Annotated in this window: 22 protein-coding genes; 8 read left to right on the top strand and 14 right to left on the bottom strand. The window is 69.9% G+C overall.

The window, feature by feature from the left end:
- Positions 1-153 precede the first annotated feature (153 nt).
- From OSC30_RS01995 to mnmG, 3 genes are all read right to left on the bottom strand, one after another.
- On the bottom strand, positions 154-2469 hold the full coding sequence (locus OSC30_RS01995) for a Tex family protein (RefSeq protein ID WP_267170155.1): 2316 nt from the start codon (positions 2467-2469) through the stop codon (positions 154-156).
- Between the two features lie 123 nt (positions 2470-2592).
- Positions 2593-3351, bottom strand: coding sequence for an RDD family protein (locus tag OSC30_RS02000; RefSeq protein WP_267170156.1), 759 nt, complete (start codon positions 3349-3351; stop codon positions 2593-2595).
- A gap of 141 nt (positions 3352-3492) precedes the next feature.
- Entirely contained in the window at positions 3493-5367 is a 1875-nt protein-coding gene (gene mnmG / locus OSC30_RS02005; RefSeq protein ID WP_267170157.1) for a tRNA uridine-5-carboxymethylaminomethyl(34) synthesis enzyme MnmG, read from the bottom strand.
- A 574-nt stretch (positions 5368-5941) separates the two neighbouring features.
- On the opposite strand from mnmG, the gene OSC30_RS02010 reads away from it, so the two are divergent.
- On the top strand, positions 5942-6127 hold the full coding sequence (locus OSC30_RS02010; RefSeq protein WP_267170158.1) for a hypothetical protein: 186 nt from the start codon (positions 5942-5944) through the stop codon (positions 6125-6127).
- 94 nt (positions 6128-6221) lie between these two features.
- Here OSC30_RS02010 and pepN read toward each other — a convergent pair whose 3' ends face one another.
- Complete coding sequence (gene pepN / locus OSC30_RS02015) at positions 6222-8852, bottom strand: aminopeptidase N (RefSeq protein ID WP_267170159.1); 2631 nt, start codon at positions 8850-8852, stop codon at positions 6222-6224.
- A gap of 64 nt (positions 8853-8916) precedes the next feature.
- On the opposite strand from pepN, the gene OSC30_RS02020 reads away from it, so the two are divergent.
- Both OSC30_RS02020 and OSC30_RS02025 read left to right on the top strand, forming a co-directional pair.
- The gene (locus OSC30_RS02020; RefSeq protein ID WP_267170160.1) at positions 8917-9912 is read left to right on the top strand and encodes an aldose 1-epimerase; all 996 of its coding nucleotides are present in this window, start codon (positions 8917-8919) and stop codon (positions 9910-9912) included.
- Positions 9909-10862 carry a pyridoxal-phosphate dependent enzyme gene (locus tag OSC30_RS02025; protein ID WP_267170161.1) on the top strand — a complete coding sequence of 318 codons (954 nt, stop codon included), beginning with the start codon at positions 9909-9911 and terminating at the stop codon, positions 10860-10862. The genes OSC30_RS02020 and OSC30_RS02025 overlap by 4 nt, the downstream gene beginning before the upstream one ends.
- Before the next feature lie 80 nt (positions 10863-10942).
- On the opposite strand, the gene OSC30_RS02030 is transcribed toward OSC30_RS02025, so the two are convergent.
- On the bottom strand, positions 10943-11830 hold the full coding sequence (locus OSC30_RS02030) for a DMT family transporter (protein ID WP_267170162.1): 888 nt from the start codon (positions 11828-11830) through the stop codon (positions 10943-10945).
- Between the two features lie 84 nt (positions 11831-11914).
- Here OSC30_RS02030 and OSC30_RS02035 point away from each other — a divergent pair, with 84 nt between their 5' ends.
- Together OSC30_RS02035 and OSC30_RS02040 are read left to right on the top strand one after the other, a co-directional pair.
- Positions 11915-12469, top strand: a complete 555-nt coding sequence (locus tag OSC30_RS02035) for a DNA-3-methyladenine glycosylase I (RefSeq protein WP_267170163.1) — start codon at positions 11915-11917, stop codon at positions 12467-12469.
- A gap of 167 nt (positions 12470-12636) precedes the next feature.
- Positions 12637-13506 carry a DUF72 domain-containing protein gene (locus tag OSC30_RS02040; protein ID WP_267170164.1) on the top strand — a complete coding sequence of 290 codons (870 nt, stop codon included), beginning with the start codon at positions 12637-12639 and terminating at the stop codon, positions 13504-13506.
- 78 nt (positions 13507-13584) lie between these two features.
- Here OSC30_RS02040 and treF read toward each other — a convergent pair whose 3' ends face one another.
- Together treF and OSC30_RS02050 are read right to left on the bottom strand one after the other, a co-directional pair.
- Positions 13585-15174 (bottom strand): alpha,alpha-trehalase TreF, encoded by a 1590-nt coding sequence (gene treF / locus OSC30_RS02045; protein WP_267170165.1) that lies wholly within the window; start codon positions 15172-15174, stop codon positions 13585-13587.
- Positions 15171-15938 (bottom strand): SDR family NAD(P)-dependent oxidoreductase, encoded by a 768-nt coding sequence (locus tag OSC30_RS02050; protein ID WP_267170166.1) that lies wholly within the window; start codon positions 15936-15938, stop codon positions 15171-15173. The genes treF and OSC30_RS02050 overlap by 4 nt, the downstream gene beginning before the upstream one ends.
- Before the next feature lie 178 nt (positions 15939-16116).
- On the opposite strand from OSC30_RS02050, the gene OSC30_RS02055 reads away from it, so the two are divergent.
- Positions 16117-17247 carry an acyltransferase family protein gene (locus tag OSC30_RS02055; protein WP_267170167.1) on the top strand — a complete coding sequence of 377 codons (1131 nt, stop codon included), beginning with the start codon at positions 16117-16119 and terminating at the stop codon, positions 17245-17247.
- Between the two features lie 125 nt (positions 17248-17372).
- On the opposite strand, the gene bioC is transcribed toward OSC30_RS02055, so the two are convergent.
- The 5 genes from bioC to bioB all read right to left on the bottom strand — a co-directional run bounded on the left by bioC (position 17373) and on the right by bioB (position 22255).
- Positions 17373-18251 (bottom strand): malonyl-ACP O-methyltransferase BioC, encoded by an 879-nt coding sequence (bioC, locus tag OSC30_RS02060; protein ID WP_267170168.1) that lies wholly within the window; start codon positions 18249-18251, stop codon positions 17373-17375.
- A complete protein-coding gene (bioH, locus tag OSC30_RS02065; protein WP_267170169.1) occupies positions 18248-19021 on the bottom strand; it encodes a pimeloyl-ACP methyl ester esterase BioH in 774 nt (257 codons plus the stop codon). The genes bioC and bioH overlap by 4 nt, the downstream gene beginning before the upstream one ends.
- Positions 19018-19911 (bottom strand): sulfurtransferase, encoded by an 894-nt coding sequence (locus OSC30_RS02070; RefSeq protein ID WP_267170170.1) that lies wholly within the window; start codon positions 19909-19911, stop codon positions 19018-19020. The genes bioH and OSC30_RS02070 overlap by 4 nt, the downstream gene beginning before the upstream one ends.
- 38 nt (positions 19912-19949) lie before the next feature.
- Positions 19950-21155, bottom strand: a complete 1206-nt coding sequence (gene bioF, locus OSC30_RS02075; RefSeq protein ID WP_267170171.1) for an 8-amino-7-oxononanoate synthase — start codon at positions 21153-21155, stop codon at positions 19950-19952.
- A 98-nt stretch (positions 21156-21253) separates the two neighbouring features.
- Positions 21254-22255 carry a biotin synthase BioB gene (gene bioB / locus OSC30_RS02080; RefSeq protein ID WP_267170172.1) on the bottom strand — a complete coding sequence of 334 codons (1002 nt, stop codon included), beginning with the start codon at positions 22253-22255 and terminating at the stop codon, positions 21254-21256.
- Positions 22256-22394: 139 nt separating this feature from the next.
- Here bioB and OSC30_RS02085 point away from each other — a divergent pair, with 139 nt between their 5' ends.
- The gene (locus OSC30_RS02085; RefSeq protein WP_267170173.1) at positions 22395-22601 is read left to right on the top strand and encodes a hypothetical protein; all 207 of its coding nucleotides are present in this window, start codon (positions 22395-22397) and stop codon (positions 22599-22601) included.
- 13 nt (positions 22602-22614) lie between these two features.
- Positions 22615-23337 (top strand): ComF family protein, encoded by a 723-nt coding sequence (locus tag OSC30_RS02090; protein ID WP_267170174.1) that lies wholly within the window; start codon positions 22615-22617, stop codon positions 23335-23337.
- Between the two features lie 96 nt (positions 23338-23433).
- Here the strand turns inward: OSC30_RS02090 and ubiA are convergent, their stop codons facing one another.
- Together ubiA and OSC30_RS02100 are read right to left on the bottom strand one after the other, a co-directional pair.
- Positions 23434-24327 (bottom strand): 4-hydroxybenzoate octaprenyltransferase, encoded by an 894-nt coding sequence (gene ubiA / locus OSC30_RS02095; RefSeq protein WP_267170475.1) that lies wholly within the window; start codon positions 24325-24327, stop codon positions 23434-23436.
- Positions 24328-24635: 308 nt separating this feature from the next.
- On the bottom strand, positions 24636-24806 hold the full coding sequence (locus tag OSC30_RS02100) for a hypothetical protein (RefSeq protein ID WP_267170175.1): 171 nt from the start codon (positions 24804-24806) through the stop codon (positions 24636-24638).
- Positions 24807-25153 lie beyond the last annotated feature (347 nt).

Here is a 25153-nt window from a genome sequence, read left to right on the forward strand (position 1 = left end):
AGTCAACGGAGGGGTGCGCCGGTGCGCGGCTTCGCGCACGCAGGCGAAACTCCGGTAGCAGTGCTACCCGAGGCGTGAGTGAAGTAGGAAGTTAAGGCCACCTCCCGCCTGGTTGGGGAGGTGGCCGGACGGTTGAAGGTGACGGCGCGAGTGTTACCGCTTTTCCTGCTTCGCACGAAGCAGCGCCTCGGCGAAGGCATTGTTGGCGGGCGGAGCGGAGGGCTTGGGTGTCGGCGCGCTTCGCTGCTGGCGACCGGGGCGCTGGTCACCGCCAGAAGGACGCGCGCCGCGGGTCTGCCCGGGCTCGTCGTCCAGGCGCATCGACAGGCCGATGCGCTGGCGTGGCAGGTCCACTTCCATCACCTTGACCTTGACGATGTCGCCGGCCTTGACCGCGTCGCGCGGGTCCTTGACGAACGTGTGCGACAGCGCCGAGACGTGCACCAGCCCGTCCTGGTGCACGCCGATGTCGACGAAGGCGCCGAAGGCGGCGACGTTGGTGACGCGGCCCTCGAGGACCATGCCGGGCCTGAGGTCCTTCAGGTCTTCCACGCCCTCGGCGAAGCTCGGGGCGACGAATTCCGGACGCGGATCGCGGCCGGGCTTCTCCAGCTCCTTGAGGATGTCGCGCACGGTCGGCACGCCGAATTTCTCGTCGGTGAACTGCTCGACCTTCAGGCCGCGCAGGAAGCCAGTGTCGCCGATGATGTTGCGCACCTCGCGACCGCACTGGGCGATGATCCGCTCGACCACCGGGTAGGCTTCCGGATGCACCGCGCTGGCATCGAGCGGGTTGTCGCCATTGGGCACGCGCAGGAAGCCGGCGCACTGCTCGAACGCCTTGTCGCCCAGCCGCGGCACCTTGAGCAGCGCCTTGCGGTTGGCGAACGGGCCGTTGGCGTCGCGGTGCTTGACCACGTTCTCGGCGACGCTGGCGGAGAGGCCGGCCACGCGCGAGAGCAATGCGGCCGAGGCGGTGTTGACGTCCACGCCGACGGCGTTGACGCAATCCTCCACGCGCGCGTCCAGCGCGCGCGCGAGCTTCACCTGGTTGACGTCGTGCTGGTACTGGCCCACGCCGATCGCCTTGGGTTCGATCTTGACCAGTTCGGCCAGCGGGTCCTGCAGGCGGCGGGCGATGGAGACGGCACCGCGCAGGCTGACGTCGAGGTCGGGGAATTCCCTGGCGGCCGTTTCGGAGGCCGAGTAGACGGACGCGCCTGCCTCGCTGACCACGATCTTGGATAGCTTGGCGTCGGGCAGTTTCTTGATCAGTTCGCCGGCGAGCTTGTCGGTCTCGCGCGAAGCAGTGCCATTGCCGATCGCGATCAGGTCCACCCCGTGCTGCTTGCACAGTTTGGCCAACGCGATCAGCGACTCGTTCCACTGCCGCCGCGGCTCCAGCGGGTAGATCGTCTCGGTGGCCAGCAGCTTGCCGGTGGCATCGACCACGGCCACCTTGCAGCCGGTGCGGATGCCCGGGTCCAGGCCCATCACCGTCCGGGCGCCGGCGGGCGCGGCCAGCATCAGGTCTTTCAGGTTGTCGCCGAATACGCGGATCGCCTCGTCCTCGGCGCCTTCGCGCACGCGGCCGAACAGGTCCAGGGTCAGATGCAGGTGCAGCTTCACGCGCCAGGTCAGCCGCACGGTCTCGCGCAGCCAGGCGTCGGCGGGGCGGCCGCGGTCATGGATGCCGGCGTGCGCGGCGACCCGGCCCTCGCCTTCGTGATGGCCCTGCTCGGCGTCCAGCAATGGCTGCAGTTCCAGTTCGATCACGCCTTCGTTGCGTGCGCGCATCAGCGCCAGCAGCCGGTGCGAGGGAATCTTGCCGACCGCTTCGACGTGGTCGAAATAGTCGCGGAACTTGGCGCCTTCGTTCTCCTTGCCCTCGACCACCCTGGCGCGGATCTGGCCCTTGTCCCACAGCCAGTCACGCAGTTCGCCGACCAGGTGCGCGTCCTCGGCGATCGACTCCATCAGGATCGCGCGCGCGCCATCGAGCGCCGCGCGCACGTCGGCCACGCCCTTGTCGGCGTCGACGAACGATTCGGCGAAGGTTTCGGGGGTGAGCGTGGGGTCTTCGCGCAGGCCGGTCGCCAGCGGCTCCAGGCCTGCCTCGCGGGCGATCTGCGCCTTGGTGCGGCGTTTGGGCTTGTAGGGCAGGTAGAGGTCTTCCAGCCGCGCCTTGGTGTCGGCGGCGAGAATGTCGTTCTTCAGCGCTTCGCCGAGCTTGCCCTGTTCCTCGATGCTGGCCAGGATCGCGCCGCGGCGATCCTCCAGTTCCCGCAGGTAGCGCAGGCGCTCTTCCAGCAGGCGCAACTGGGTGTCGTCCAGGCCGCCGGTGGCCTCCTTGCGGTAGCGGGCGATGAAGGGAACGGTGGCGCCCTCGTCGAGCAGGGCCACCGCCGCGCGCACCTGGTCGGGCTTGGCGGCGATGTCCTGGGCAATGCGGTGTTCGATGCTGAGCATGTGATCGGTGCTTCGGTGGTGCAGGAAGCCGTCGATCATAGCAACCGCAGCACGATTCGTAGGGTGGGCTTCAGCCCACCTTGCGGCGTGGTGATGGTGGGCTGAAGCCCACCCTACGCGGCCCTACGCGTGGAAGGAGCGGTCGTCGCGCGGCGCCGGGCTGTGGAACGCGCTGGCGCGGCCATTGAGCACCAGCGTGTTGGCCAGCATGTCGTGCAAACCCTGCTTGCGCCGGGTCCAGGCAATCATCAGGAAGCCGATCGCCACGATCATCCAGCTGAGGATCTTGGCCGCGTAGCGACCCAGCGCGCGCCAGAAACTGATGCGGCGTCCTTCCAGGTCGGTCACGCGGATACCCATCGCCAGCTTGCCGACGGTGGCCTGCCACTTGGAGCTTTCGCACAGCGCGAAATAGAGCCAGGCCAGTACCGCGGTCAGCGCGATGCCGACGCGCATGGTCTCGTAGTACTGGCCATAGGCGGCGAGCATGACGTTGGGGTCCGTGCTGGCCGCCAGCAGCGCCTGCTCCAGCCGGGCCTGCGCCGCGCCGTTGCCGAACGCCTGCATGATCAGCATGTTGGGCACGTACAGCACGATGATGTCGATGATGTAGGCGGCCAGCCGCTTCCAGAACCCGGCGTAGTCCTCGAGCGACGCGGTGGTGGTCGGCGGCGGCATGGCCGGTGCGTGAGCGTCGGCCGGGACCGGCGGCGCCGCCGCCAGTGCGTCGCGGAACAGCACCGACAGCGGCTGCCAGTCGGCCAGGCCCTCGTACCAGCCCAGGTCCTCGGCGGCGAGCTTGCCTTCGCGCAGCCACAGGCGCACGTCCTCCTCCTTGTACGGGCCATGGCGCTGGCCGTCGCGGCCGATCCAGATTTCCATCGCTTGCTCCACGAACGTCGTTGGGCTTGATGATGCCATGGGGCAGGGCGAGGTCGCGCACGGGGCGCGATCCAGCGGTGGCCTGTCGCCGGTCTCCTGCAGGTTCCTCACACGACCTGCATGGGGCAGCAGGGGGCGGTGTCAGGCGCTGCGGCGCTTCAGGTGCACCAGCAGCAGCGAGATCGCCGCGGGCGTGACGCCGCCGATGCGCGCCGCCTGCCCGAGCGTGGCCGGCTGCGTGCGCTTGAGTTTGGCCAGCACCTCGGCGGAGAGGCCGCGCACCTTGTCGTAGTCGAAACCATCGGGGATGCCGGTGTGCTCGTGGCGGCGCTGGCGTTCGATCTCGTCGCGCTGGCGCTCCAGGTAGCCGGCGTACTTGGCCTGCACTTCCACCTGCGCGGCGACGTCCTCGCGCGCCACCGCCGGGCCGAGTCCGGCGACGGCGGTGAGTCTGGCGTAATCGAGTTCGGGACGGCGCAGCAGGTCCAGCGCGCTGGTCTCGCGGCTCAGCGGGGTGCCGAGCTGGCGTTCGATGGCCTGGCCCAGTGCGTTGGCCGGCGCGGCCCACAGGTGGGCCAGGCGGTGGGTTTCGCGCTCGACCGCCTCGCGCTTGGCGCGCAGCGCGTCGAAGCGCGCCTGCGGTACGACGCCGAGCGCATGGCCCTGTTCGGTCAGGCGCAGGTCGGCATTGTCCTCGCGCAGGTGCAACCGGTATTCGGCGCGCGAGGTGAACATGCGGTAGGGCTCCAGCGTGCCGTTGCTGGTGAGGTCGTCGATCAGCACGCCGAGGTAGGCCTCGTCGCGACGCGGGTACCACGGTGCGTCGCCGCGGGCCGTGCGCGCGGCGTTCAGGCCCGCGACCAGGCCTTGCGCCGCCGCTTCCTCGTAGCCGGTGGTGCCGTTGATCTGGCCGGCGAAGTACAGCCCGCCGATGGCTTTGGTTTCCAGCCACGGGTTGAGCCCGCGCGGGTCGAAGTAGTCGTACTCGATGGCGTAGCCGGGGCGCGTGATGTGCGCGCGTTCGAAGCCGCGGATCGAGTGCACCAGTTCCAGCTGCACGTCGAACGGCAGCGAGGTGGAGATGCCGTTGGGATAGATCTCGACGCTGTCGAGGCCTTCCGGCTCGATGAAGATCTGATGCGAGGCCTTGTCGGCGAAACGCACCACCTTGTCCTCGATCGACGGGCAGTAGCGTGGGCCGACGCCTTCGATCTGGCCGCTGTAGAGCGGCGAGCGGTCCAGTGCGCCGCGGATCAGCTCGTGCGTGCGCTCGCACGTATGGGTGACCCAGCAGCTGACCTGGCGGGGATGTTCGGTGCGCGTGCCGAGGTAGGAAAACACCGGTGCGGGATCGTCGCCCGGCTGCTCGTCCAGTCCGCTGAAGTCGATGCTGCGTGCGTCGATGCGCGGCGGCGTGCCGGTCTTCAGGCGATCGGCGGCCACCGGCAGTTCGCGCAGGCGCTGCGCCAGCGTGCTGGCGGGCGGGTCGCCGGCGCGCCCGCCGGCGTACTGCGCCGGGCCGATGTGGATCTTGCCGGCCAGGAAGGTGCCGGCGGTCAGCACCACCGCAGCGGCGCGGAAGGTCACGCCCATCTGCGTGACCACGCCGGTGACGCGGCCACCCTCGATGAGCAGGTCGTCCACCGCCTGCTGGAACAGCTCGAGGTTGGGTTGCGATTCGATAATGTGCCGGATCGCCGCGCGGTACAGCGCGCGATCGGCCTGGCAGCGCGTGGCGCGCACGGCCGGTCCCTTGGAGGCATTGAGCGTGCGCCACTGGATGCCGGCGCGGTCGGCCGCATGCGCCATGGCGCCGCCGAGCGCGTCGATCTCCTTGACCAGGTGGCCCTTGCCGATGCCGCCGATGGCCGGGTTGCAGCTCATCGCGCCCACGGTTTCCAGGTTGTGGGTCAGCAGCAACGTGCGCGCGCCGCAGCGGGCCGCGGCCAGCGCGGCCTCGGTGCCGGCATGGCCGCCGCCGACCACGATGACTTCGTAGCGGGTGGGATGGATCATAAGTGACAGGCGCGGGACGCGTGCAGGACGAAACGTGCTTATGTTAGCGCTTCGGCGCGCGCTCCCGTGCATAATCAAGAGCTTGGCACGAATACTGCTTCACCTTTCGTGCACTTTCCATGGGCAGACGCTGCGCGATCGCGCGCCGAGGCCGGGCAGACAGGGGCCTGACCGCGTACCGGGAGAGGAAGCATGACGGCGCCGCTGGGGCTTCCCACGGCGCCGTCGCCTTTTCCGTACCCCGGAAAAACCAAACCCCGCCAATGGCGGGGCTTGGTTTGCTTAGATCTGGCGCCCGGCGGTCTCAGGAACAGGGGGAATCCAGGATGACCGTGTTGCCGGGCGCCAGAAACCGGAAAGTTCGCGGGCGTCGTCGCGATCCGTCGCGACTGCGAGAGCGATATTCCCAGTACGGTCGTGAATAAAAAGTGACTAATTCCGGCTTTTTTTTGTAAGGCAGTTGACGCTCAGCGTCAGCCCGCCAAACAGGCCGGGGCTTGAATGTGACGGCGATCACGCTCTGGCACGCGCATTGCAGAGTCCGCTTCACCAACCCAACCAGATCTGTTCTGTCATGAACAACGTCTTCGACTTCCAGCCTGTCTATCCGCGGCACGACCTGATGATCGAGATCGGCAAGGTGCAGATGGCGATCGAACACCTGACCGCGCGCAGCGAGCAGGAGCGCCAGCAGCTGCGTCCGCGCCTGGAATCGCACATGCACCGCCTGCGCAGCGCGCTGAGCCAGCTGGCCGCCTGAGCGATCTGCGGCCGCACCCCGGCACAGGACGCCCGCCGCACCCCTGCAGGAGCCCACAAGTGGGCTCCTGCGAGGACCGTGAAGCCCGCGTGGCTCAGCCCTTGAGCATGTTGCCGACGATCTCGGCCAGGTTGCGCGACAGGCGCTTTCCGGCCAGTTCCGCCACCGCCGCGCGTGCCTGTTCGCGCCGCGACGGCTCCAGCCGCTGCCAGCCGTTGAAGGCCGTGGCCAACCGCGCCGCCACCTGCGGGTTGAGCGCATCCAGCGTCGCCAGCCGCGCGGCCAGGAACCGGTAACCCTCGCCATCGGCCCGATGGAAGCCGCTTGGGTTGCCGCGCGCCCAGGTGCCCAGCAATGCCTGCACGCGGTTGGGATTCTTCAGCGTGAACTTCGGATCGGTCTCCAGCGCGCGCACGCGCCCCAGCGCCGGCTCGCCCGGGATCTGCGCCTGCACCGCGAACCACTTGTCCAGCGCCAGCGCATTGTCGGCGTGGCGCGCGCGGTAGCGGGCGAGGGCTTCGGACGCTTGCGGCGCCCCGCTGCGCACCAGCACGGCTAGCGCGGCCAGCCGGTCGGTCATGGTGGTCGCACGATCGAACTGCGTGGCCGCGAACGCCTGCGCTGTGGCCGCGTCGAGCAGCACCAGCAGTTCCAGCACGCGGCGCTTGAGCCGCCGCCGCGCCTGGCTGGGCGCGTCCAGCGCATCGCTGGCCTGTGCGACCAGGGTGCGGTAGCGCTCGGCCAGCGGATTGACGCCGATGCGGTCGGCCAGCTCGCGCTGCAGCGTCTGGCGCAGCGCGTGGATGCGCGCCGGGTCCACGTCGGTCTCGCGTTCGGCCAGCTCCACTTCGCCCGGCGGGGTCAGCAGGTCGGCCAGCAGCGCGGGGTCGAGCGCGGCCTGGTCGAACAGCCCGGCCAGCGTGTCGCTCCATACCGTCAACGCTTCGCGGCCGTGGCCGTCGCGCAGTTCGGCGTAGGCGGCCCATGCCAGCTGCTGGGCGGCCTCCCAGCGATTGAAGCCGTCGGTGTCATGGGTCAGCAGCAGGGCCAGCTCGGCCGGCGCGTAGGCGGCGTCGAGGACCACCGGGGCAGAGAAACCGCGCAGCAGCGAGGGTACCGGCGCGCGTTCGATGCCCGGGAACACGAACGCCTGTTCGTCCGCGGCGAGCACCACCACCTGTTCGGGGGCGCCATCGTGCAGCGGCAGCATGCGGCCGTCCGTATCGAACAGCGCGAGCTTGACCGGAATCGGCAGCGGCCGCTTGTGCGGCTGGCCGGGCGTGGCCGGCGTGTGCTGGCGCAGGGTCAGCGTGTAGGAGCGCGTGTCGGCGTCGTAATGGCCGACGGCCGACAGCTGCGGCGTGCCGGCCTGGCCGTACCAGGCCAGGTAGGGCGACAGGTCGATGTCGTTGGCCTGGCCCAGCGCGGCGAGGAAATCCTCCAGCGTGGCGGCGCGGCCGTCGTTGCGCTCGAAGTACCGGTCCATGCCGCGGCGGAAGCCCTCCGGCCCCAGCCGTCCGGCCAGCATGCGCACCAGCTCCGAACCCTTCTCGTACACCGTGGCGGTGTAGAAGTTGTTGATCTCGCTGTACGCGGACGGACGCACCGGATGGGCCAGCGGACCGGCATCCTCCGGAAACTGCGCGCGGCGCAGCAGGGCGACGTCGTCGATGCGCTTGAGCGGGGCCGAGTTCATGTCCGCCGAGAACTGCTGCTCGCGGAACACGGTCAGGCCTTCCTTCAGCGACAGCTGGAACCAGTCGCGGCAGGTCACGCGGTTGCCGCTCCAGTTGTGGAAGTACTCGTGGCCGATCACCGCCTCGATCGCGCGGTATTCGTCGTCGGTGGTGGTGTCCGGATCGGCCAGCAGGTACTTGGCGTTGAAGATGTTGAGGCCCTTGTTCTCCATCGCGCCCATGTTGAAGTCGTGCGTGGCCACGACATGGAACACGGAAAGGTCGAAGTTGCGCCCGTAGGCCTGCTCGTCCCAGCGCATGGCGCGCTCGAGCGCGTCCATGGCGAAGTGGCAGCAGTCGATCACGTCCGCTTCGGCCCAGATCACCAGCCTCACGTCGCGCCCGTCGGCGGTGCGATAGTCGCGCTCGAGATGTTCCAGCCGCCCGGCGACCAGCGCGAACAGGTAACTGGGCTTGGGATACGGATCGACGAAACGCGCCCAGTGGCGCCCATCCGGCAGCTCGCCGGCACCGTCCGGATTGCCGCCGGCCAGCAGCACCGGAAAGCGCGCGCGGTCGGCGCGCAGCGTGACGGTGTAGCGCGCCAGCACGTCCGGGCGGTCGGGGAAGAAGGTGATGTGGCGGAAGCCCTCGGCCTCGCACTGGGTCAGCAGGAAGCCGTGCTCGCGCGAGCCTGACAGGTACAGGCCTTCCAGCGCGGTGTTGGCCGCCGGGCGCACGCGCACGCGGGTCTCCAGCACGCTGCCGTCGCCGGCGCCATCGACCTCCAGCACGCTGTCGCGATAGCGGTAGGCCTGTGCGTCCAGCGGCTGGCCGTCCAGCAAGATGTCGACCAGCTCCAGGCCTTCGCCGTCCAGCCGCAGCGGCGCGTCCTGCGCGCCATCGCGGCGCAGGTGCAGGCGCGTGCGCACCTCGGTGGTGTCGATCCCCAGGTCGAACTCGAGCTCGATCCGGTCGACCGCCCACGCGGGTGGGCGGTAGTCGGCGAGGCGGATGGGCGAGGGGGTCTGGTCGTCGCGCGCAGTCATGGGGAAAAAGCCGCTGGGGGAAGGCTCAGGCTAACATGCGACGCTTTCGCGACCGGGCCGAGACATGGGTGCTTTCGACGCCGCCATCGAGTGGCTGGACACGCAGCCGGTGGTGGTATTGGACGACACGGTGCGTGGTCGCCGCGTGCGGATCGCACGGCACGGCGCCTGCGTGCTGGGGCTGGCGGCGCGCTTCGGCGGCGGCTGGCTGGAGCTGGCCGACGGCCACCGCGATGCCGTCGAGCTCGGCGCGCGGCCGGGCTCGCGCTTCGCCGTGCTGGCGCCGTTCGCCAACCGCATCGCCGATGCGCGCTACCGCTTCGACGGGATCGAACACGACCTGCTGCCGGACGCCCCCGATGGAGCACGAGCGAGCCGGCACGGTTTCGCGCGCGATGCCGATTTCGCCATCGGCGCGATGGCGGCGGATGAACGCACGGCGCAAGTGGCGTTCACCACCACGATCGGGCCGCGGCCGGGTTATCCGTTCACGCTGGACCTGGCGGTGCGCTACACGCTGGCGGCCGACGGCCTGACGCTGCAGACCACCCTGCGCAACGTCGGGATCACCGCGGCACCGGCCTTCGTCGGGTGGCATCCGTACTTCCGTCTGGGCGACGGACCACTGGCGTCGTGGGAATTGAACATCCCGGCGGACTGCGTGATCCGCACCGACCAGGATTTCATTCCGCTGCCGGCCGAGACCGCCTATCTGCCCCTGGACCAGGCGCCCGAGCTGGACTTCCGCCAGCCGCGCGCGATCGGCACGCGGCAACTCAACCACACCTACGCACGGTTGCGGTCCGACGCCGACGGCCGCGCACGCACCTGGCTGCGCGAACCGAAACGCGGTCTTGCCATCGCGGTGTGGCAGGAACACGGTGTCATGCTGGCCTTCACCGGCGACACGCTGGAACGCGGCGCGCGCCGCTCCATCGCGCTGGAACCAATGGAAAGCCTGCCCGACGCCTTCAACCGGGCCGACTGCGCCCACGCCATCCGACTTGAACCTGGCGCCGCACGCACGTTCCGCTGCGGCGTGGAGATCGACCTGCCATGACCACCGTTGCCCTGCCCACCTTTGCCCGGATCCAGGACGCCGCCGCGCGCATCGCGCCGCATGCGCGCGTCACGCCAGTGATGCGCAGCGACGCGCTCGATGCGCTCGCCGGCGCCGAGCTGCATTTCAAGTGCGAGAACCTGCAGCGCGGTGGCGCGTTCAAGTTCCGTGGCGCCTGCAACGCGGTGTGGGCACTGGACGAGGCGAGCGCCGCGCGCGGCGTGGTCACGCATTCGTCCGGCAACCACGGCAACGCGCTGGCCCTGGCCGCGGCCACCCGCGGGATCCGCGCGCACGTGGTGGTGCCCGAGGGCGCGGTGCGCGCCAAGCTGCAGGCGATCGAACGCGCCGGCGCGCTGCTGCATCGCTGCGCGCCGACCCAGGCGGCGCGCGAGGCCACCACCGCACAACTGGTGCAGGACACCGGCGCGGTGCTGGTGCATCCGTATGCCGACACGCAGGTGATGGCCGGGCAGGGCACGATCGGGCTGGAACTGCTGTCCCAGGTGGCGCAGCTCGAGGCCATCGTCACGCCGGTCGGCGGCGGCGGGCTGGCCGCCGGCGTGGCGATCGCCGCGCATGCGCTGCGGCCCGGACTGGTGCTCCATGCCGCCGAACCGGCCGGCGCCGATGACGCGGCGCGCTCGCTCGCCCGCGGCGAGCGCGTCACGGACGTGGTTCCGGACACGCTCTGCGACGGCCTGCGTGCGCTGGTGGGCGAGCCCAACCTGGAGGCGCTGCGCACGCACCGGGTCGACATCATCACCGTCAGCGACGCGGAAACCGTCGCCGCCATGCGCCTGCTGTGGCAGGAGCTCAAACTGGTGGTGGAAGTCTCCAGCGCCACCGCGCTCGCGGCGATCCTCAAGGCCCGCGAACGTTTCGCCGGCCGCCGCGTCGGCGTGGTGCTCACCGGCGGCAACGTCGACCTCGACGCACTGCCCTGGTAAGCGGATCCGTAGGGTGGGCTTCAGCCCACCGCCACCTTGCGGCGTGCGGGATGGTGGGCTGAAGCCCACCCTCCGCCAGGCTACGTACGCTTGCGGCGGGCCCCGACGCCGACCACGGCCATCAACCCGGCGAGCACCAGCGCGATGCCCAGCCACTCCATCGCGTCGGGCCGCTCATCCAGGATCAGCCACGCCAGCAGCACGCTGACCACCGGCACGCCGAGGCTGGACAGGCTCGCCACCGTGGTGGGCAGGCGCTTGAGTACCACCAGCCACAGGCCCCAGGCCACGCTGGAGGCCATCACCGCGCTGTAGGCCAGCGCGCCGGCGAACGCCCAGTTCCAGACGATCGGCCGCGACGGCACCAGCAACGCCACCACACCCAGCACCAGCGCACCGACCAGCATCTGCCAACTGGTCAGCGCCAGCGGCGTCACCGCGTGGCGCTGGAACAGCCGCTTGCTGAGCACCGTGCCGCCGGCCCAGCCCACGCCACCGGCCAGCGCCAGCACCGTGCTCAACGGACTGCCCAGGCCCTGCCACGGCTCCAGGATGCACAGCAGGCCCACCGCGGCCAGCGCCAGGCCCAGCCAGTGCCGTGCCGAGGGTCTCTCGCCCAGCAGCGGCCAGGCCAGCAGCACTGCCCAGAACGGCATGCTGTAGGCCAGCAGCGCCACGTGCCCGGCGCCGCCGCCGACCAGCGCCCACTGCTCCAGCCCCTGGAACGCGGCGGTCTGGAACAGGCCGATCAGCACCGTTGGCAACAGCGGCGGCGGCCGCAGCGATTGCCTGCTCACCAGCATCACCGCGAACAGCACCACCGCGCCCAACAGATAGCGCAGCGCGGCGAAATCGAACGGCCCGGCCCAGTCGAGCGCCTGCTTCATCACCACCCAGCTGTAGGCCCAGATCAGGATGGTGCCGGCCAGCGCGGCCAGTGCGCCGCGCTGCGGCGAAGGGTTCGACATGACGGGAAGGGTGCGGGGGAAAGTGCGCCAGTGTACGCCGCAGGCGCTGCGCTACAGTGGCGCCCTGCCACCACGGGAATCCACATGCAGCGCTGCGCCTGGGCCACCGACGACCTGCTTTGCGCCTACCACGACACCGAGTGGGGCGCGCCATTGCACGACGACCGCGTGCTGTTCGAGTTTCTCTGCCTGGAGGGCGCGCAGGCGGGACTGTCCTGGCGCACGGTGCTGGCCAAGCGCGAGCGCTACCGCGAGGTGTTCCATGGCTTCGACATCGCCCGCGTGGCGCGCATGAGCGACCGCGAGCTGGAAAAAGCGCTGCTTGATCCGGGCATCATTCGCAACCGCCTGAAGGTGACCGCCACGCGCGACAATGCCCGCGCCGCGCTGGCCGCGATCGAGGCACACGGCAGCCTGGATACCTACCTGTGGTCGTTCGTCGAAGGCCGGCCGTTGCGCAACCGCTGGAAGACATCGGCCGAGGTGCCGGCGACCACCGCCGTCTCCGACCGCATGAGCAAGACGTTGAAGAAGGACGGCTTCCGCTTCGTCGGCAGCACCATCTGCTACGCCCTGATGCAGGCCACCGGGATGGTCAACGACCATCTGGTCGGTTGCTTCCGCCACCGCGAGGTTTGAAGAACTCCCGCCTCGGTGCGGGTTGGCGAGCGGTGGCCGGATGATCGTGCGGGACCGTGCCGTTGCCGCTCTCGCGGCGCCCAACGACGATGCCCTGGGCCGCGCTTCACCGGTGCATCACCCGACAGCGGCTTGCATGGCCGGTGGCATCGGCGACGGGAACAAGCGTGGCGAAACTCCGCATCGGCATCTCCGGCTGGCGCTACGCGCCCTGGCGCGGCGTGTTCTATCCCGCGGATCTGCCGCAGCGCGCGGAACTGGAATATGCCTCGCGTCAGGTCGGCAGCATCGAGCTCAACGGCTCGTTCTACAGCCTGCAGCGGCCGGCGAGTTACGCGGGCTGGAACGAAGCCACGCCGCGCGGCTTCGTGTTCGCGGTGAAGGGGCCGCGCTTCATCACCCACATCAAGCGGTTGCGCGATATCGACGGACCGCTGGCCAACTTTCTGGCCTCGGGCGTGTTCGAGCTGGGCGCCAAGCTGGGGCCGATCCTGTGGCAGTGCCCGCCCAACCAGCGCTTCGACGAGCCGTTGTTCGACCAATTCCTCGGCGCATTGCCGCGTGACACCACCCAGGCGGCGGCGCACGCGCGCCGGCACGACCATCGTCTCAAGCACGGCGCCAGCGTCACGCCCGACCGCAAGCGGCGGCTGCGCCACGCGCTGGAGATCCGCCACGACAGTTTCATCTGCGAGGACTTCATCGCGCTGCTGCGCCGGCACAAGGTGGCACTGGTGGTGGCCGACACCGCCGGGCGCTGGCCCTACCTGGAGGACGTCACCGCCGACTTCATGTACCTGCGCCTGCACGGTGACGAGAAGCTCTACACCAGCGGTTACGGCGAAGAGGCGCTGGAGCGCTGGGCGGCGCGCGTCCGGGTCTGGTCGCAAGGCGGCGAGCCGGAGGATGCCGTGTGCGCCAGCGAGCGGGCGCCGCCGAAGCGGGTCGGGCGCGACGTGTATTGCTACTTCGACAACGATGCCAAGGTGCACGCGCCGTTCGACGCGCAGGCGCTGATGCGCAAGCTGGGTCTGTAGACTGCATCCGGGCTACGCAGAGTGGACTTCGGCCCACCATGCCTGCGCGTGTGGGCTGAAGCCGACCCTGCGGGAACGTTACGGCTTGCTGGCCGCCTTGGCTTCGTTCGCCTCGTTGGCGGGATCCTCGTGCAGCAGCCGGCGGGTCACGCCGTTGGTCCAGCCGAAGCCGTCCTGCAATGGGTACTCGCCGCCGCCGCCGCCTTCGGCGTTCTCGCCGTCGTGGGTGATCACGTACTTCTCCACCAACTTGCTTTCCGACTTGTAGAGCGTGCCGACGGTGCGCAGCCAGCGGCAAGCTATGTCGGTGGCGTCGATGTCGTAATTGCGCAGGCCGCGGATCGCCATCCACTGCAGCGGCGCCCAGCCGTTGGGCTGGTCCCATTGCTGCCCGCTCAGCGATTCGCTGGTGCCCAGGCCGCCCTGGGACAGCAGTCGGTCGTGCAGGGCGTCGGCGGTGCGCCGGGCCTGCTCGCGGCTGGCCAGGCCGACGAACAGCGGCGTGGCGGCGGCGCTGTTGAGCGCCTCGCGCGGCGCGTCGCGCGCCCAGTCGAAATCGAAAAAAGCGCCAGCCTGGTCGTTCCACAGCAACCGCTCGATCGCCTTCTTGCGCAGCACGGCCCGCTGCCGGAACTTCTCCGCCTGCCTGGATTGCCCGGCGGCATGGTTGAGCAGGCAGATCTGTCGCTCCAGCTTGAACAGGAAGCAGTTGAGGTCCACCGGCAGGATCGAGCTGGTGCGGATCGTCGACAGGTCGGTGCCATCGCACCAGCGTGAGCTGAAATCCCAGCCCGACTCCGCGCCCGCGCGCAGCTCGCGGTAGACCTCGTGCGCCGCGCGCGAGGACTGGCGCGCGGTCGCCACGTCCTCGTGATAGGACTCCTCACGCGGCGAGTCGCGATCGTCCCAGTAGCGGTTGAGGATGCTGCCGTCGTCCAGGCTCACGCAGCGGCCGCGCGTATCGCCCGGGCGCATGTCCTCGGCGCCGGCCATCCAGTAGTTGTATTCCTTGCGCAGGCGCGGCAGGTACTCGATCGCCTTGTGCACGCCGCAATCCTCGAACAGCTCCACCATCAGCGCGAACACGGGCGGTTGCGAGCGGCTGAGGTAGTAGGTGCGGTTGCCGTTGGGTACGTGGCCGTAGGTATCGATCAGGTAGGCGAAGTTGTCCGCCATCGAGGCGACCAGGTCGTGCCGCCCGCTTTCGGCCAAGCCGAGCATGGTGAAGTACGAATCCCAGTAGTACAGCTCGGCGAAGCGCCCGCCGGGCACCACGTAGTCGTTCGGCAGCGGCAGGATGGACGAGTTCGGCGGATGCTGGCGCGGGTGGCGGGTGAGCACGTCCCACAGGCTGTCGATGTGCGCCTTCAGCGACTGGCCCGGCGGCGACTTGTAGTTGCTGGTGTGCACCGTCGGCGGCTCGAAGTGCGTGTCCACGAAACCGGCCAGGTCGAAACCTTCGTCGTCGCACTTCTCCCGATAGCACTCCAGGATGTCTTCCGGATCCCCGCGCGGCACGCAGTCGACGAAGGTCTTGCTGTCGGCGAACACGCCGCCCATCTGCACGTCGACGAACAGCTCCTGGTAGCGGTCCGCCGGCGTGAGCGTGTCGGCCTTGGGGACGCTGGCGGCCTTTTCCTCGTTCTGGCGTTTGGTCTCGTCGGTCATTGTTCGGCGTAGTTCCACAGCAGGCCGCCGTCGATGAACAACGTGCTGCCAGTCATGTAGCTGGCGTCGCCACCACACAGGAAGGCCACCGCGCCGGCGACTTCCTCGGGCGAGCCCAGCCGCTGCAGCGGGATGTTCTTCATCAGCGCCTTCATCAACGCCGGGTCACTCATCAGGTGAGCGTTGATCGGCGTCTTGATCGCGCCGGGTGCGATGTTGTTGAGGGTGATGCCCAGCGGTGCCAGCTCCACGGCGAGGTCGCGCATCAGCATCTTCACGCCGCCCTTGCTGGCGCAGTAGCTGGCGAAGTGCGGGAAGGGCAATTCCTCGTGCACCGAACTGATGTTGACCACGCGGCCGCCGTCGCCGCGCTCGCGCACGTGGCGGGCGAACGCCTGGGTGAGGAAGAACACGCCCTTGAGGTTGACGTTGAGCACCAGATCGTAGTCGGCCTCGGTGACGTCGAGGAACCCGGCGCGCCGTTCGACGCCCGCATTGTTGACCAGGATGTCGATCCGGCCGAGCTGGGTCACCGCCTCGGCGATCACGCGCCGGTCGACCTCCACCTCGCCGATGTCGCCCTCGATCAGGCAGGCTTGCACGCCGCAGGCCTGGACCTGTGCCAGCGTCTCCCGGGCACGGTCGTTGGCGACACGATCCTCGATCGCCACCGCGGCACCTTCCTGCGCCAGCCGCAGCGCGATGGCGCGGCCGATGCCCTGTGCTGCGCCGGTAACCAGCGCGACCTTGCCCTGCAGCCCCATCGCGGCTCCTTCGGAAGTGGATGAGGTTGTCCACGTTAGGCGGCCACGGGTGAAAATTGCGCTTCGAACGCCATCCACGGCCATGCGCGCGCCTCCATTTCGGCCGCGATTTGCCCGAACCGGACAGGCCCGGTTCGGCAAGACTGCCGTTTCCGTTGCATACGAAAAGGATCTTGCGATGCACCGCGTTCCCGGACTGGACCTGTTGCGTGCCTGGGCGATCGCATGGGTGATGCTGTTCCATTCCTACGTGGTCGGCGGCCTGGGCGAGCGTTTCGCGTGGCTGGGCAACGACGGCTGGATCGGCGTGGACCTGTTCTTTGTCCTTTCGGGCTACCTGATCGGATTTCAGTTGCTGGCGCCGCTGGCGCGTGGCGAGGCGCTTGCGTGGCGGGCGTTCTACCTGCGTCGCGCGTTCCGCATCCTGCCGGCATTCCTGGTCGTGCTGGCGGTCTACGCCGCCTGGCCGGCGCTGCGCGAGGCGCCGGGCCTGGCGCCGGCGTGGCAGTTCCTCAGCTTCACGCTCAACCTGTTGATCGACTACGAGCACGACAAGGCGTTCTCGCATGCCTGGTCGCTGTGCGTGGAGGAGCACTTCTACCTCGTGTTTCCCTGGCTGGGGTGGTGGCTGATGCGGCGGCCGTCGCCGGCCAAGGCGCTGGCCGTGGGGCTGGGCGTGGTCGGCTTCGGCATGGCCGTGCGTGGCTACGTGTGGCTGCACGACATGGCGCCGGTGATCGGGCAACCCGGGCCGGCGTTCGGCCTGCGTTTCGTCGAGGGCATCTACTACCCGACGTGGGCGCGGCTGGACGGATTGCTCGCGGGCGTGGCGCTGGCGGCGCTGAGGGTGGGCCGGCCCGGGGCGTGGATGCGCCTGCAGCGCCATGCGGGCCTCGTACTGACCGCGGGCCTCGGCCTGTTCGTGCTGGCGCTGTGGATGTTCCGCGAGCGGCTGGGCCTGTGGCCGTCGGTGTTCGGCTACCCGCTGCTGTCGCTGGCCCTGGCCCTGTGCGTCGGCGCCGTCACTGCCATGCACACGCACTGGCGGCTGCCGGGCGTCGGCTGGATGGCGCGCGTCTCCTACAGCTTGTACCTGAGCCATAAGCTGGCGCTGCATGCGGTGGCGACCTGGTGGGTGGGGCCGTGGCAGCTGCACGGGCTGGCGGCGTTCGGCCTGTATGCCGTGGGCGTGCTGGCGGCAGGCGCGGCGCTGTACTACGCGGTGGAGCGCCCGTTCCTGCGCTGGCGCGAAAGGCTGGATGGACGCCGTCCGGACGTCGTCGCCCTGGACATACCGGCGTCTACGTAGGCTCGATCCTGCAGGGAACCTCGAAATACCCCAAAAAAAGCTTCCGACGTCCCTGTAAGTGGGCTCCTACAAAAAACGTCGCACGAAGGGAGTTATTCGAGTTTCTACAGGAATCCCGCGTCAGCTCAGCTCCGCCGCGAGCCGCGCAGGCTGGACAGCGAGAAGGTGGCGATCTCGCCTTCGGGCGTGCGCCGCGCCTGGCCCGGCGGCGGGCCCCAGGCATGGGCGGTGACCACTTCCCAGGTGGCGGGAATGCGGCCATCCACGCGCATCGCCTCGTAGGCGGCGAGCATGGCGCGGTAATGGCTTTTGCCGGTGAGGTGGCGTTCGCGCGCGTGGTCGGCATGGGTGGCGCCCAGGCCTTTCAGCTCCTTCAGCAGCGCGCGCGGCTCGCTGTAGGTGAGCGTGTAGCGGTTGACGTCCAGTACCGGGTCGCGCAGGCCGGCGTTGATCATCGCGTCGCCCACGTCATGCATGTCCAGGAAACGGCTGATGTGCGAGCGTTCGTCCACCGCCGCCCACGCCGCGCGTAGCTCCTTCAGCGTGTCCGGGCCGAAACTGGAGAACGCCAGCAGGCCGCCGGGCTTGAGCACACGCACGCATTCGCCGAACAGCCGGGGCAGATCGTCGATCCACTGGAAGCAGAGGCTGGAATACAACACGTCCACGCTGCGGTCGGGCAGCGGCAGGGCGCTGGCTTCGGCGCAGACGCGCTGGAACGGGCGCAGCAGGCCCTGGTGCCGGCGCGCCGCATGCAGCATGGGCTGGGCCTGGTCGATCGCGATCACCTGTGCCTTGGGGTAGCGCTTCTTCAGCAAGGCACTGCCGCGGCCCGTGCCGGCGCCGACGTCCAGCACGCGTTCGGGCGTCTGCAGGTAGAAGTCCAGACGGCCGAGCAGGTCGGCCTGGACTTCGCGCTGCAGTGCGTCGTGCTGCTCGTACGTGGCGGCGGCGCGGGCGAAATTGCGGCGCACGCGGGCGCGATCGAGGTGGAACGTGCTCATGCCGGACCTTCCGTGAACAGGGGCTGCAATGCGTCGGCGACCGCGCTGGCGTGGCCGATGAAGGGTGCGTGGCCAGCGCGCGGAATCTCCACGAAGCGGCCGCCGCACTGGTCGGCCGCCCAGGCCATCGCGGCGGGTGGCACCAACCGGTCGCGGCGGCCGGCGATCCAGACGCTGGGCACCCCCAGTTGCGGCAGGCGCTGGCGCAGGTCGCTGCGTTCGAGCAGGCCGATGCCTTCCTGCAACACGCGCAACTCCGGCTCGCCGCGCTCGAACACTTCCGTGCGCAGGCGCTGCAACTCGGCCTTGGGGTCGTCGCTGCCCATCGCTTCCAGCGCGAGGAAGCGCTCGATGGTGGGGTGGTAACCGGTTTCCAGATCCAGCGCGAGCTGGCGCACGAGGGAGGCATCGCTGCCGTGCGGCCAGCTGGCATCGCGCACGAACCGGGGCGTGGCGCAGAGCATGGCCAGGCCCTGCACGTGGGCGGGGTTGTCCAGCGCCGCGGCGAGCGCGACCAGGCCGCCGAGCGACCAGCCCAGCCAGGGCGCCGGTGGCGTGGCCGCGGCGATCGCCCCGGCGATGGCGTGCGGCTCCAGCGGCAGGCCGCAATGGCGCGAATGGCCGTGGCCGGGCAGGTCGGCCACGTACAGTGTGCAGCGTTCGGCCAGCGCCTCGGCCAGCGGCGCGAACACGCCGCCGTGCATGGCCCAGCCGTGGAGCAGCACCAGCGGCTGCGGGCCGTGGCCGAGTCTGTCGATATGCAGGCTCATGCGACGCTCTTTGTAACCTCTTCTCCGGTTCCCACCAGGGACGGGGCAGAGGGGCGGGGCGGATTGCCGGAATCCGCGGGAAAGGCGACTTCCGCGAGCGCGTCCGGGTCAGGCCCTGTGCAAGAGCCGCTGCCCATCACGGCGTTCTCCCCGGGGGGAAGAGGGCGCCCGGCCGGCCGCAGGTCGTGGTCCACCGCGCCGCGCCCGTCGAACACGAAGCAATCGCCTTCCCAGTAGCTGCCGTCGGTCTGCTCCAGGTACTTGAGGATCCCGCCTTCGAGCTGCAGCACGTCGCCGAGCCCCAGGTTGGCCAGATGCAACGCGGCCTTCTCGCAGCGGATGCCGCCGGTGCAATAGGACACGATGGTCTTGCCGAGGTAGCGCTCGCGGTCGGCCAGCACCGCGCCGGGCAATGCGGTGAAGCTCGGCAGGCGGTAGTCGATGGCGCCGGCAAAGCGGCCGGCGTCGGTTTCGTAGTCGTTGCGCGTATCCAGCAACACCACGTCGCGCCCGGAATCGTCGTGGCCCTGGTCGAGCCAGCGCTTGAGCGTGGCGGCCTCGACCGTCGGCGCGCGGCCCTGGTGAGGAGCGACCGGCGCGCGCAGGGTGATGATCTCGCGCTTCAGCCGCACGCGCAGGCGACCGAAGGGCACCTGTGCGGACAGCGATTCCTTGAGCGGCAGACCGGCAAAGCGCGGGTCCTCGCGCAGCCAGGCGAGGAACGCGTCGATGCCGGCGCGCGCCCCGGCGAGGAACAGGTTGATGCCTTCGGGCGCGAGCAGGATGGTGCCCTTGAGCGCGGCCGCCTCGGCGCGCGCGTACAGCGACGCGCGCAGCGCAGGCAGGTCCGCGAGCGGGACGAAACGATAGGCGGCGACGTTGACGATCATGGGAGCGTAAGGCGGTGAGCCGCCCATTATACGGGCCATCAGCCGGGCGGCCGCGGCAGGGCGGCCAGTGCTTCCAGCAGGCGGTCGACGTGCTCGTCCTCGTGCGCCGCGCTCAGCGTGATGCGCAGGCGCGCCTGGCCGGCCGGCACGGTCGGCGGCCGGATCGCCGCGACCAGCAGGCCGCGCGCCTCCAGCGCCCGGGCCGCCGCCAGCGCGTCCGCCGCTTCGCCCAGCAGCAACGGCTGGATCGGCGTATCCGAGCGCGCCAGCGGCAGGCCCAGTTGTGCCGCGCCGCTGCGGAAGCGCGCGGTCAGCGCGGCGAGCTTCTCGCGGCGCCAGCCCTCCGCGCGCGCCAGCCGCACGGCCGCCAGCGCGGCGGCGGCCAGCGCCGGTGGCATCGCGGTGGTGTAGACGTAGGTGCGGGCGAACTGCGTCAGCCCCTCGATCAACGCGGCGGAGCCGGCGACAAACGCGCCGTGGACGCCCAGCGCCTTGCCCAGCGTGGCCATCAGCAGCGGCACCTCGCGCGCGTCCAGGCCGGCCTCGGACACGCTGCCGGCGCCATCGGCGCCGAGCACGCCCAGGCCGTGGGCGTCGTCGATCATCAGCGTGGCGCCCTGGCGCCCGCACAACGCGGCGAGTTCGCGCAGCGGGGCGCGGTCGCCGTCCATGCTGAACACGCCATCGGTGGCCAGCAGCGCAGCGGCCCGGGGTTCGCCGGCGAGCTGGCGCGCGGCCGCCGCGGCGTCGCCGTGCGGGTAGCGGCGCAACGTGGCGCCGGCGAGCCGGGCGCCGTCGAGCAGGCAGGCGTGGTTAAGCTTGTCCTGCACGCACAGGTCGTCGCGGCCGAGCAGCGCCTGCATTACGCCGAGGTTGGCCATGTAGCCGGTGGAAAACAGCAGCGCACGCTCGCGGCCGGTCCAGTCGGCCAGCGCCTCTTCCAGTTCGGCGTGTTCGCGGCGGTGACCGCAGACCAGGTGCGCAGCGGTGCTGCCGACGCCCTCGTCGTCGGCCACGCGCTTGAAGGCGGCGATCAACTGCGGGTGTTGCGCGAGGCCGAGATAGTCATTCGAGCAGAAGGCGAGCAGGCGGCGCTCGCCGGCTTCCAGCCAGGGACCTTGAGCATGGCCGATGGTACGGGCGCGGCGGAGCCGACCGGAAGCGGCACGTTCGGACGTCTGGATGGCCAAGCGCTGAAGCAGGTCGGCGCGCTTCGCGCCGCTTTCCCCTGCGGTGGGCGTCATCGTGAAAGGGCTCCCGGCTTGTTGCTGCTCATGTCAGCGCGAAGGACCTCGCCTCCTTGCAGCCCTCTTCCCCGGCAATGCCGGCAAGAGGGCCTGGATCACGCGGATTCGAGGATGTCGGCGTGAACGGTGTTCGCGCGCTCGGCCACGTCCAGCGGGTGCAGGTCGAGCCGGGCGAACAGCGCGCGGTCGGCGGCCACGTCAGGGTTGCCGGTGGTCAGCAGTTTCTCGCCGTAGAAAATCGAGTTGGCGCCGGCGTGGAAACACAGCGCCTGCACCGCTTCGTCCATCTGCTGGCGACCGGCGGACAGGCGCACCATCGAGGCCGGCATCAGGATGCGCGCCACCGCGATGGTGCGCACGAACTCGAACGGATCGAGCGCCGCGGTGCCGTGCAGCGGCGTGCCCTCGACCTGCACCAGCTGGTTGATCGGTACCGACTGTGGATGCTCGGGCAGGTTGGCCAGCGCCTGCAGCAGGCCGGCGCGTTGCTCGCGCGATTCGCCCATGCCGACGATGCCGCCGCAGCAGGTCTTCATGCCGGACTCGCGCACGTGGCCGAGCGTGTCCAGCCGGTCCTGGTACTCGCGGGTGTGGATGACCTGGCCGTAGAACTCCGGCGCGCTGTCGAGGTTGTGGTTGTAGTAATCCAGCCCGGCCTGCTTGAGCGTGCCGGCCTGCTCGCCGCTCAGCATGCCCAGCGTGGCGCAGGTTTCCAGGCCCAGCGCCTTCACCGCGCTGACGATCTGCGCCACCTTGGCCACGTCGCGATCCTTCGGGCTGCGCCAGGCCGCGCCCATGCAGAAACGGCTGGCGCCGGCGTCCTTGGCGGCCTGCGCGCGCTCGAGCACCGCTTCCACGCTCATCAGCTTCTGCGCCTTGACGCCGGTCTGGTAGCGCTGTGCCTGCGGGCAATAGGCGCAATCCTCCGGACAGCCGCCGGTCTTGATCGAGAGCAGGGTGGACACCTGCACCGCATTCGGATCGTGGTGCGCCCGATGGACCGTGTGTGCGCGATGGAGCAGGTCGTTGAACGGCAGCGCGAACAGCGCGGCGACTTCCGCGCGCGTCCAGTCGTGGCGGATGGGAGTGGGGCTCATGCGGGGCTCCGCGTGGGGACGCGGCAGTGTGGGAGCGGTTTCGCGAGCTGTCAACTTTGATCATTGATTGTCGGTTGACGGACATCCGGCCCGTGCCGCTCCGCTACCATCGGCGAACCCACTCCAGCGGAGCCACCAGATGAGCGCAGGTCAGGGCAGCAGCGGCAACGTGATTGCCGCGGTATGCAGCTTCTTCATTCCCGGGTTGGGCCAGCTGGTGCAGGGACGCCTGCTCAAGGCGATCGTCATGTTCGTGCTGGCGGCCGCACTGTGGATCGTCTGGCTGGGCTGGATCATCCACCTGTGGTCGATCCTCGACGCGGCGCTTTACAAGCCGCAGGGCTGAGACAGCCATGCGCATGGATGCGCTCTTCCGAACAGTCCAGGGGCTGCACGCCTGGCTGCTGCCGTGGCGCTGCCTGCTGTGCGGCGATGCCGGCGGCGACGGACTGGACCTGTGCGCTGCGTGCGCCGCCGAGTTGCCACGCAACACCAGTTGCTGTGCGCGTTGCGCGCTGCCCCTGCCGGGCGCGGTCGCCTTGTGCGGCGCCTGCCAGCGCAAGCCGCCGCCGTGGCAGGCGGCCTGGGCGCCGTTCCGCTACGGCTGGCCGCTGGACCGGCTGGAGGCGCGCTACAAGTTCGGCCGCGACCTGGCCGCCGGACGCACGCTGAGCGAACTGTGGCGACGCGCGGCTCCCGCGGTTGCGTTGCCGGCGTTGATCCTGCCCGTGCCGCTGCACCGCGCGCGCCTGCGCCAGCGCGGTTACAACCAGGCGCTGGAACTGGCCCGGCCGTTGGGCCGCGCGCTGGAGATCCCGGTACGCCACGACCTGCTGCTGCGCGCGCGGGCCACCGCGGCACAGACCGAACTGGATGCCGCCGCGCGCCGACGCAACGTGCGCGGCGCCTTCGCCGTGTGCAAGGGAGCGGCGCTGCCCTCGCACGTGGCCTTGCTGGATGACGTCATGACCACCGGTGCCACGCTGGCCGAATGCGCGCGGATGCTCAAGCGGGAGGGCGTGGCGCGGGTGGACGTGTGGGCGCTGGCGCGGGCGCCGTCGCCGCGCCACCGCCCTTCGTAGGCTCCTACGAAGAGCGGGCCAGCCAGCGGACGGGTGGGCTTTAGCCCACCATGCCCGCGCCGTCGCGGTGGGCTGAAGCCCACCCTACGCAACGCTTCACTTCACGGCCAGGCCGAGCACGATGCCGATCCACACCACCAGGCCGACCCAGTTGTTGTGCCGGAACGCGGCCAGGCAGGCATCGCGGGCGCGGCCACGGATCAGCCACAGCTGGTAGCCGAACAACCCGGCGGCGGCGAGCAGCCCCAGCCAGTAGGGCCACGGCAGTTGCGCGCGCTGGCCGACAAACAGCATCGCCAGCAGGAACGTGCCGATCAGCATGCCGAGGATCGGCACATCCGCATCGCCGAACAGGATCGCGGTGGATTTGGCGCCGACCTTGAGATCGTCGTCGCGGTCGACCATCGCGTACTCGGTGTCGTAGATCACCGACCACAGGATGTTGCCAAGGAACAGCAGCCAGCCCAACGGCGGCACGTCGTTGGTCACCGCCGCGAACGCCATCGGGATGGCCCAGCCGAACGCCGCGCCCAGCACCACCTGCGGCAGGTAGGTCCAGCGCTTGGTAAACGGGTAGATCGCTGCCAGCGCGGCGCCGGCGAAGGACAGCTTGATGGTCAGCGCATTGGTGAACAGCACCAGCACGAACGCGAACGCCAGCAGCGCGCCGAACACGGCCAGCGCCTCGCGCGGGCTGACCCGGCCGCTGGCGATCGGCCGCCCGGCGGTGCGCGCCACCTGCGGGTCGAGCTTGCGGTCGGCATAGTCGTTGATCGCGCAGCCGGCCGAGCGCATTGCAAACACGCCCAGGGTGAAGATCACCAGCGCGCCCCACGGCGGAAAGTCGCCGGCGGCCAGCCACAGCGCCCACCAGGTCGGCCACAGCAGCAGCAACGCGCCGATCGGGCGGTCCATGCGGGTGAGCACGAGGTAATCGGCGGCCTTCTCGCGCCAGTGCGGCGGCAGCGGGCGCAGCAGCAGGTCGAGCACGCGCGTGGCGCGAGTCGAACTGTCGGCCGGACGGACCGGGCGGGCGGGGGCGGCGGGGCGCGGCCGCGCCGTCGTCGGCGGCGTACGGCGCTGGCGCTTGCGGGAAGGAGGGGCCATGCCGGGGAGTTTAGCCCGGGGTGGACTGCAGGATTGGCTGGTCAGTCGCTTCGCTTGCCGTCCTCGAAGCGCAGGCCGCGGAGCCGAAGGGTCGGGTCCGGCGGGCCATGTCGCGCCCCGACCCCCTTCCGCGCCGTCGACCGGTGCGGGCAAGAGGGTCATGAGGCCCGGGCAAAAGTCACCAGGAACCGTCAGAGCGGCGGCGGCGCCAGCGGATCGTTCTCCTCCAGCGGGCTGCCCAGCGGATCGGGATCGGCATCCCGCGCCGGGCTGGCCTGGCCGGGGTTGCGGATTTCATCGTCCGGTCGTTGTTTGCCGGGCTGGGCGATGGGCGGCTCCGGATGTTGCGGATTGTTCGGCATGAAAGGTCTCCCGTGGGATGGGAGTCCAAGCGTTGCGCAATCGCCGTCAAGCGGGCGAGAGCGCGGGAAGTCCGGGCGGTTGCGTTCCTGCGTAGTCCGTTCTACCCGCCGTTGTGAGTGGCATGCGCAATGCTGCACGGCGCTCGAGCGCTCCCGCCAGCGACAGCGCCGACTAGGCGCTGCAATTGGAAGGACATGGCCACAACCGCACTCGTGGCATGTGCCAAGCGATCTCTTGCCGCGTCCGGTTCGGTCGACGATATCGGCCGGCTGGACGTCCGTACATATCGTCGCGCCAACAGTCCGGATGCCTCGTCCAGCGCCCGCTCCCTATGGCAAGTGCCGGT

The sequence above is a fragment of the Frateuria hangzhouensis genome, assembly GCF_026410505.1.
Classification (GTDB): Bacteria; Pseudomonadota; Gammaproteobacteria; order Xanthomonadales; family Rhodanobacteraceae; genus Frateuria_A; species Frateuria_A hangzhouensis.

Bases quoted from the DNA above. Each gene is read 5' to 3' on its own strand.
- OSC30_RS02030 (WP_267170162.1), bottom strand. From the start codon at position 11,830: ATGTCGAACCCTTCGCCGCAGCGCGGCGCACTGGCCGCGCTGGCCGGC.
- OSC30_RS02085 (WP_267170173.1), top strand. From the start codon at position 22,395: ATGAGCGCAGGTCAGGGCAGCAGCGGCAACGTGATTGCCGCGGTATGC.
- OSC30_RS02035 (WP_267170163.1), top strand. From the start codon at position 11,915: ATGCAGCGCTGCGCCTGGGCCACCGACGACCTGCTTTGCGCCTACCAC.
- bioB (WP_267170172.1), bottom strand. From the start codon at position 22,255: ATGAGCCCCACTCCCATCCGCCACGACTGGACGCGCGCGGAAGTCGCC.
- OSC30_RS02010 (WP_267170158.1), top strand. From the start codon at position 5,942: ATGAACAACGTCTTCGACTTCCAGCCTGTCTATCCGCGGCACGACCTG.
- treF (WP_267170165.1), bottom strand. From the start codon at position 15,174: ATGACCGACGAGACCAAACGCCAGAACGAGGAAAAGGCCGCCAGCGTC.
- bioC (WP_267170168.1), bottom strand. From the start codon at position 18,251: ATGAGCACGTTCCACCTCGATCGCGCCCGCGTGCGCCGCAATTTCGCC.
- OSC30_RS02000 (WP_267170156.1), bottom strand. From the start codon at position 3,351: ATGGAAATCTGGATCGGCCGCGACGGCCAGCGCCATGGCCCGTACAAG.
- mnmG (WP_267170157.1), bottom strand. From the start codon at position 5,367: ATGATCCATCCCACCCGCTACGAAGTCATCGTGGTCGGCGGCGGCCAT.
- OSC30_RS02100 (WP_267170175.1), bottom strand. From the start codon at position 24,806: ATGCCGAACAATCCGCAACATCCGGAGCCGCCCATCGCCCAGCCCGGC.
- OSC30_RS02025 (WP_267170161.1), top strand. From the start codon at position 9,909: ATGACCACCGTTGCCCTGCCCACCTTTGCCCGGATCCAGGACGCCGCC.
- OSC30_RS02070 (WP_267170170.1), bottom strand. From the start codon at position 19,911: ATGATCGTCAACGTCGCCGCCTATCGTTTCGTCCCGCTCGCGGACCTG.
- pepN (WP_267170159.1), bottom strand. From the start codon at position 8,852: ATGACTGCGCGCGACGACCAGACCCCCTCGCCCATCCGCCTCGCCGAC.
- OSC30_RS02055 (WP_267170167.1), top strand. From the start codon at position 16,117: ATGCACCGCGTTCCCGGACTGGACCTGTTGCGTGCCTGGGCGATCGCA.
- OSC30_RS02050 (WP_267170166.1), bottom strand. From the start codon at position 15,938: ATGGGGCTGCAGGGCAAGGTCGCGCTGGTTACCGGCGCAGCACAGGGC.
- OSC30_RS02020 (WP_267170160.1), top strand. From the start codon at position 8,917: ATGGGTGCTTTCGACGCCGCCATCGAGTGGCTGGACACGCAGCCGGTG.
- bioF (WP_267170171.1), bottom strand. From the start codon at position 21,155: ATGACGCCCACCGCAGGGGAAAGCGGCGCGAAGCGCGCCGACCTGCTT.
- OSC30_RS02090 (WP_267170174.1), top strand. From the start codon at position 22,615: ATGGATGCGCTCTTCCGAACAGTCCAGGGGCTGCACGCCTGGCTGCTG.
- bioH (WP_267170169.1), bottom strand. From the start codon at position 19,021: ATGAGCCTGCATATCGACAGACTCGGCCACGGCCCGCAGCCGCTGGTG.
- OSC30_RS01995 (WP_267170155.1), bottom strand. From the start codon at position 2,469: ATGCTCAGCATCGAACACCGCATTGCCCAGGACATCGCCGCCAAGCCC.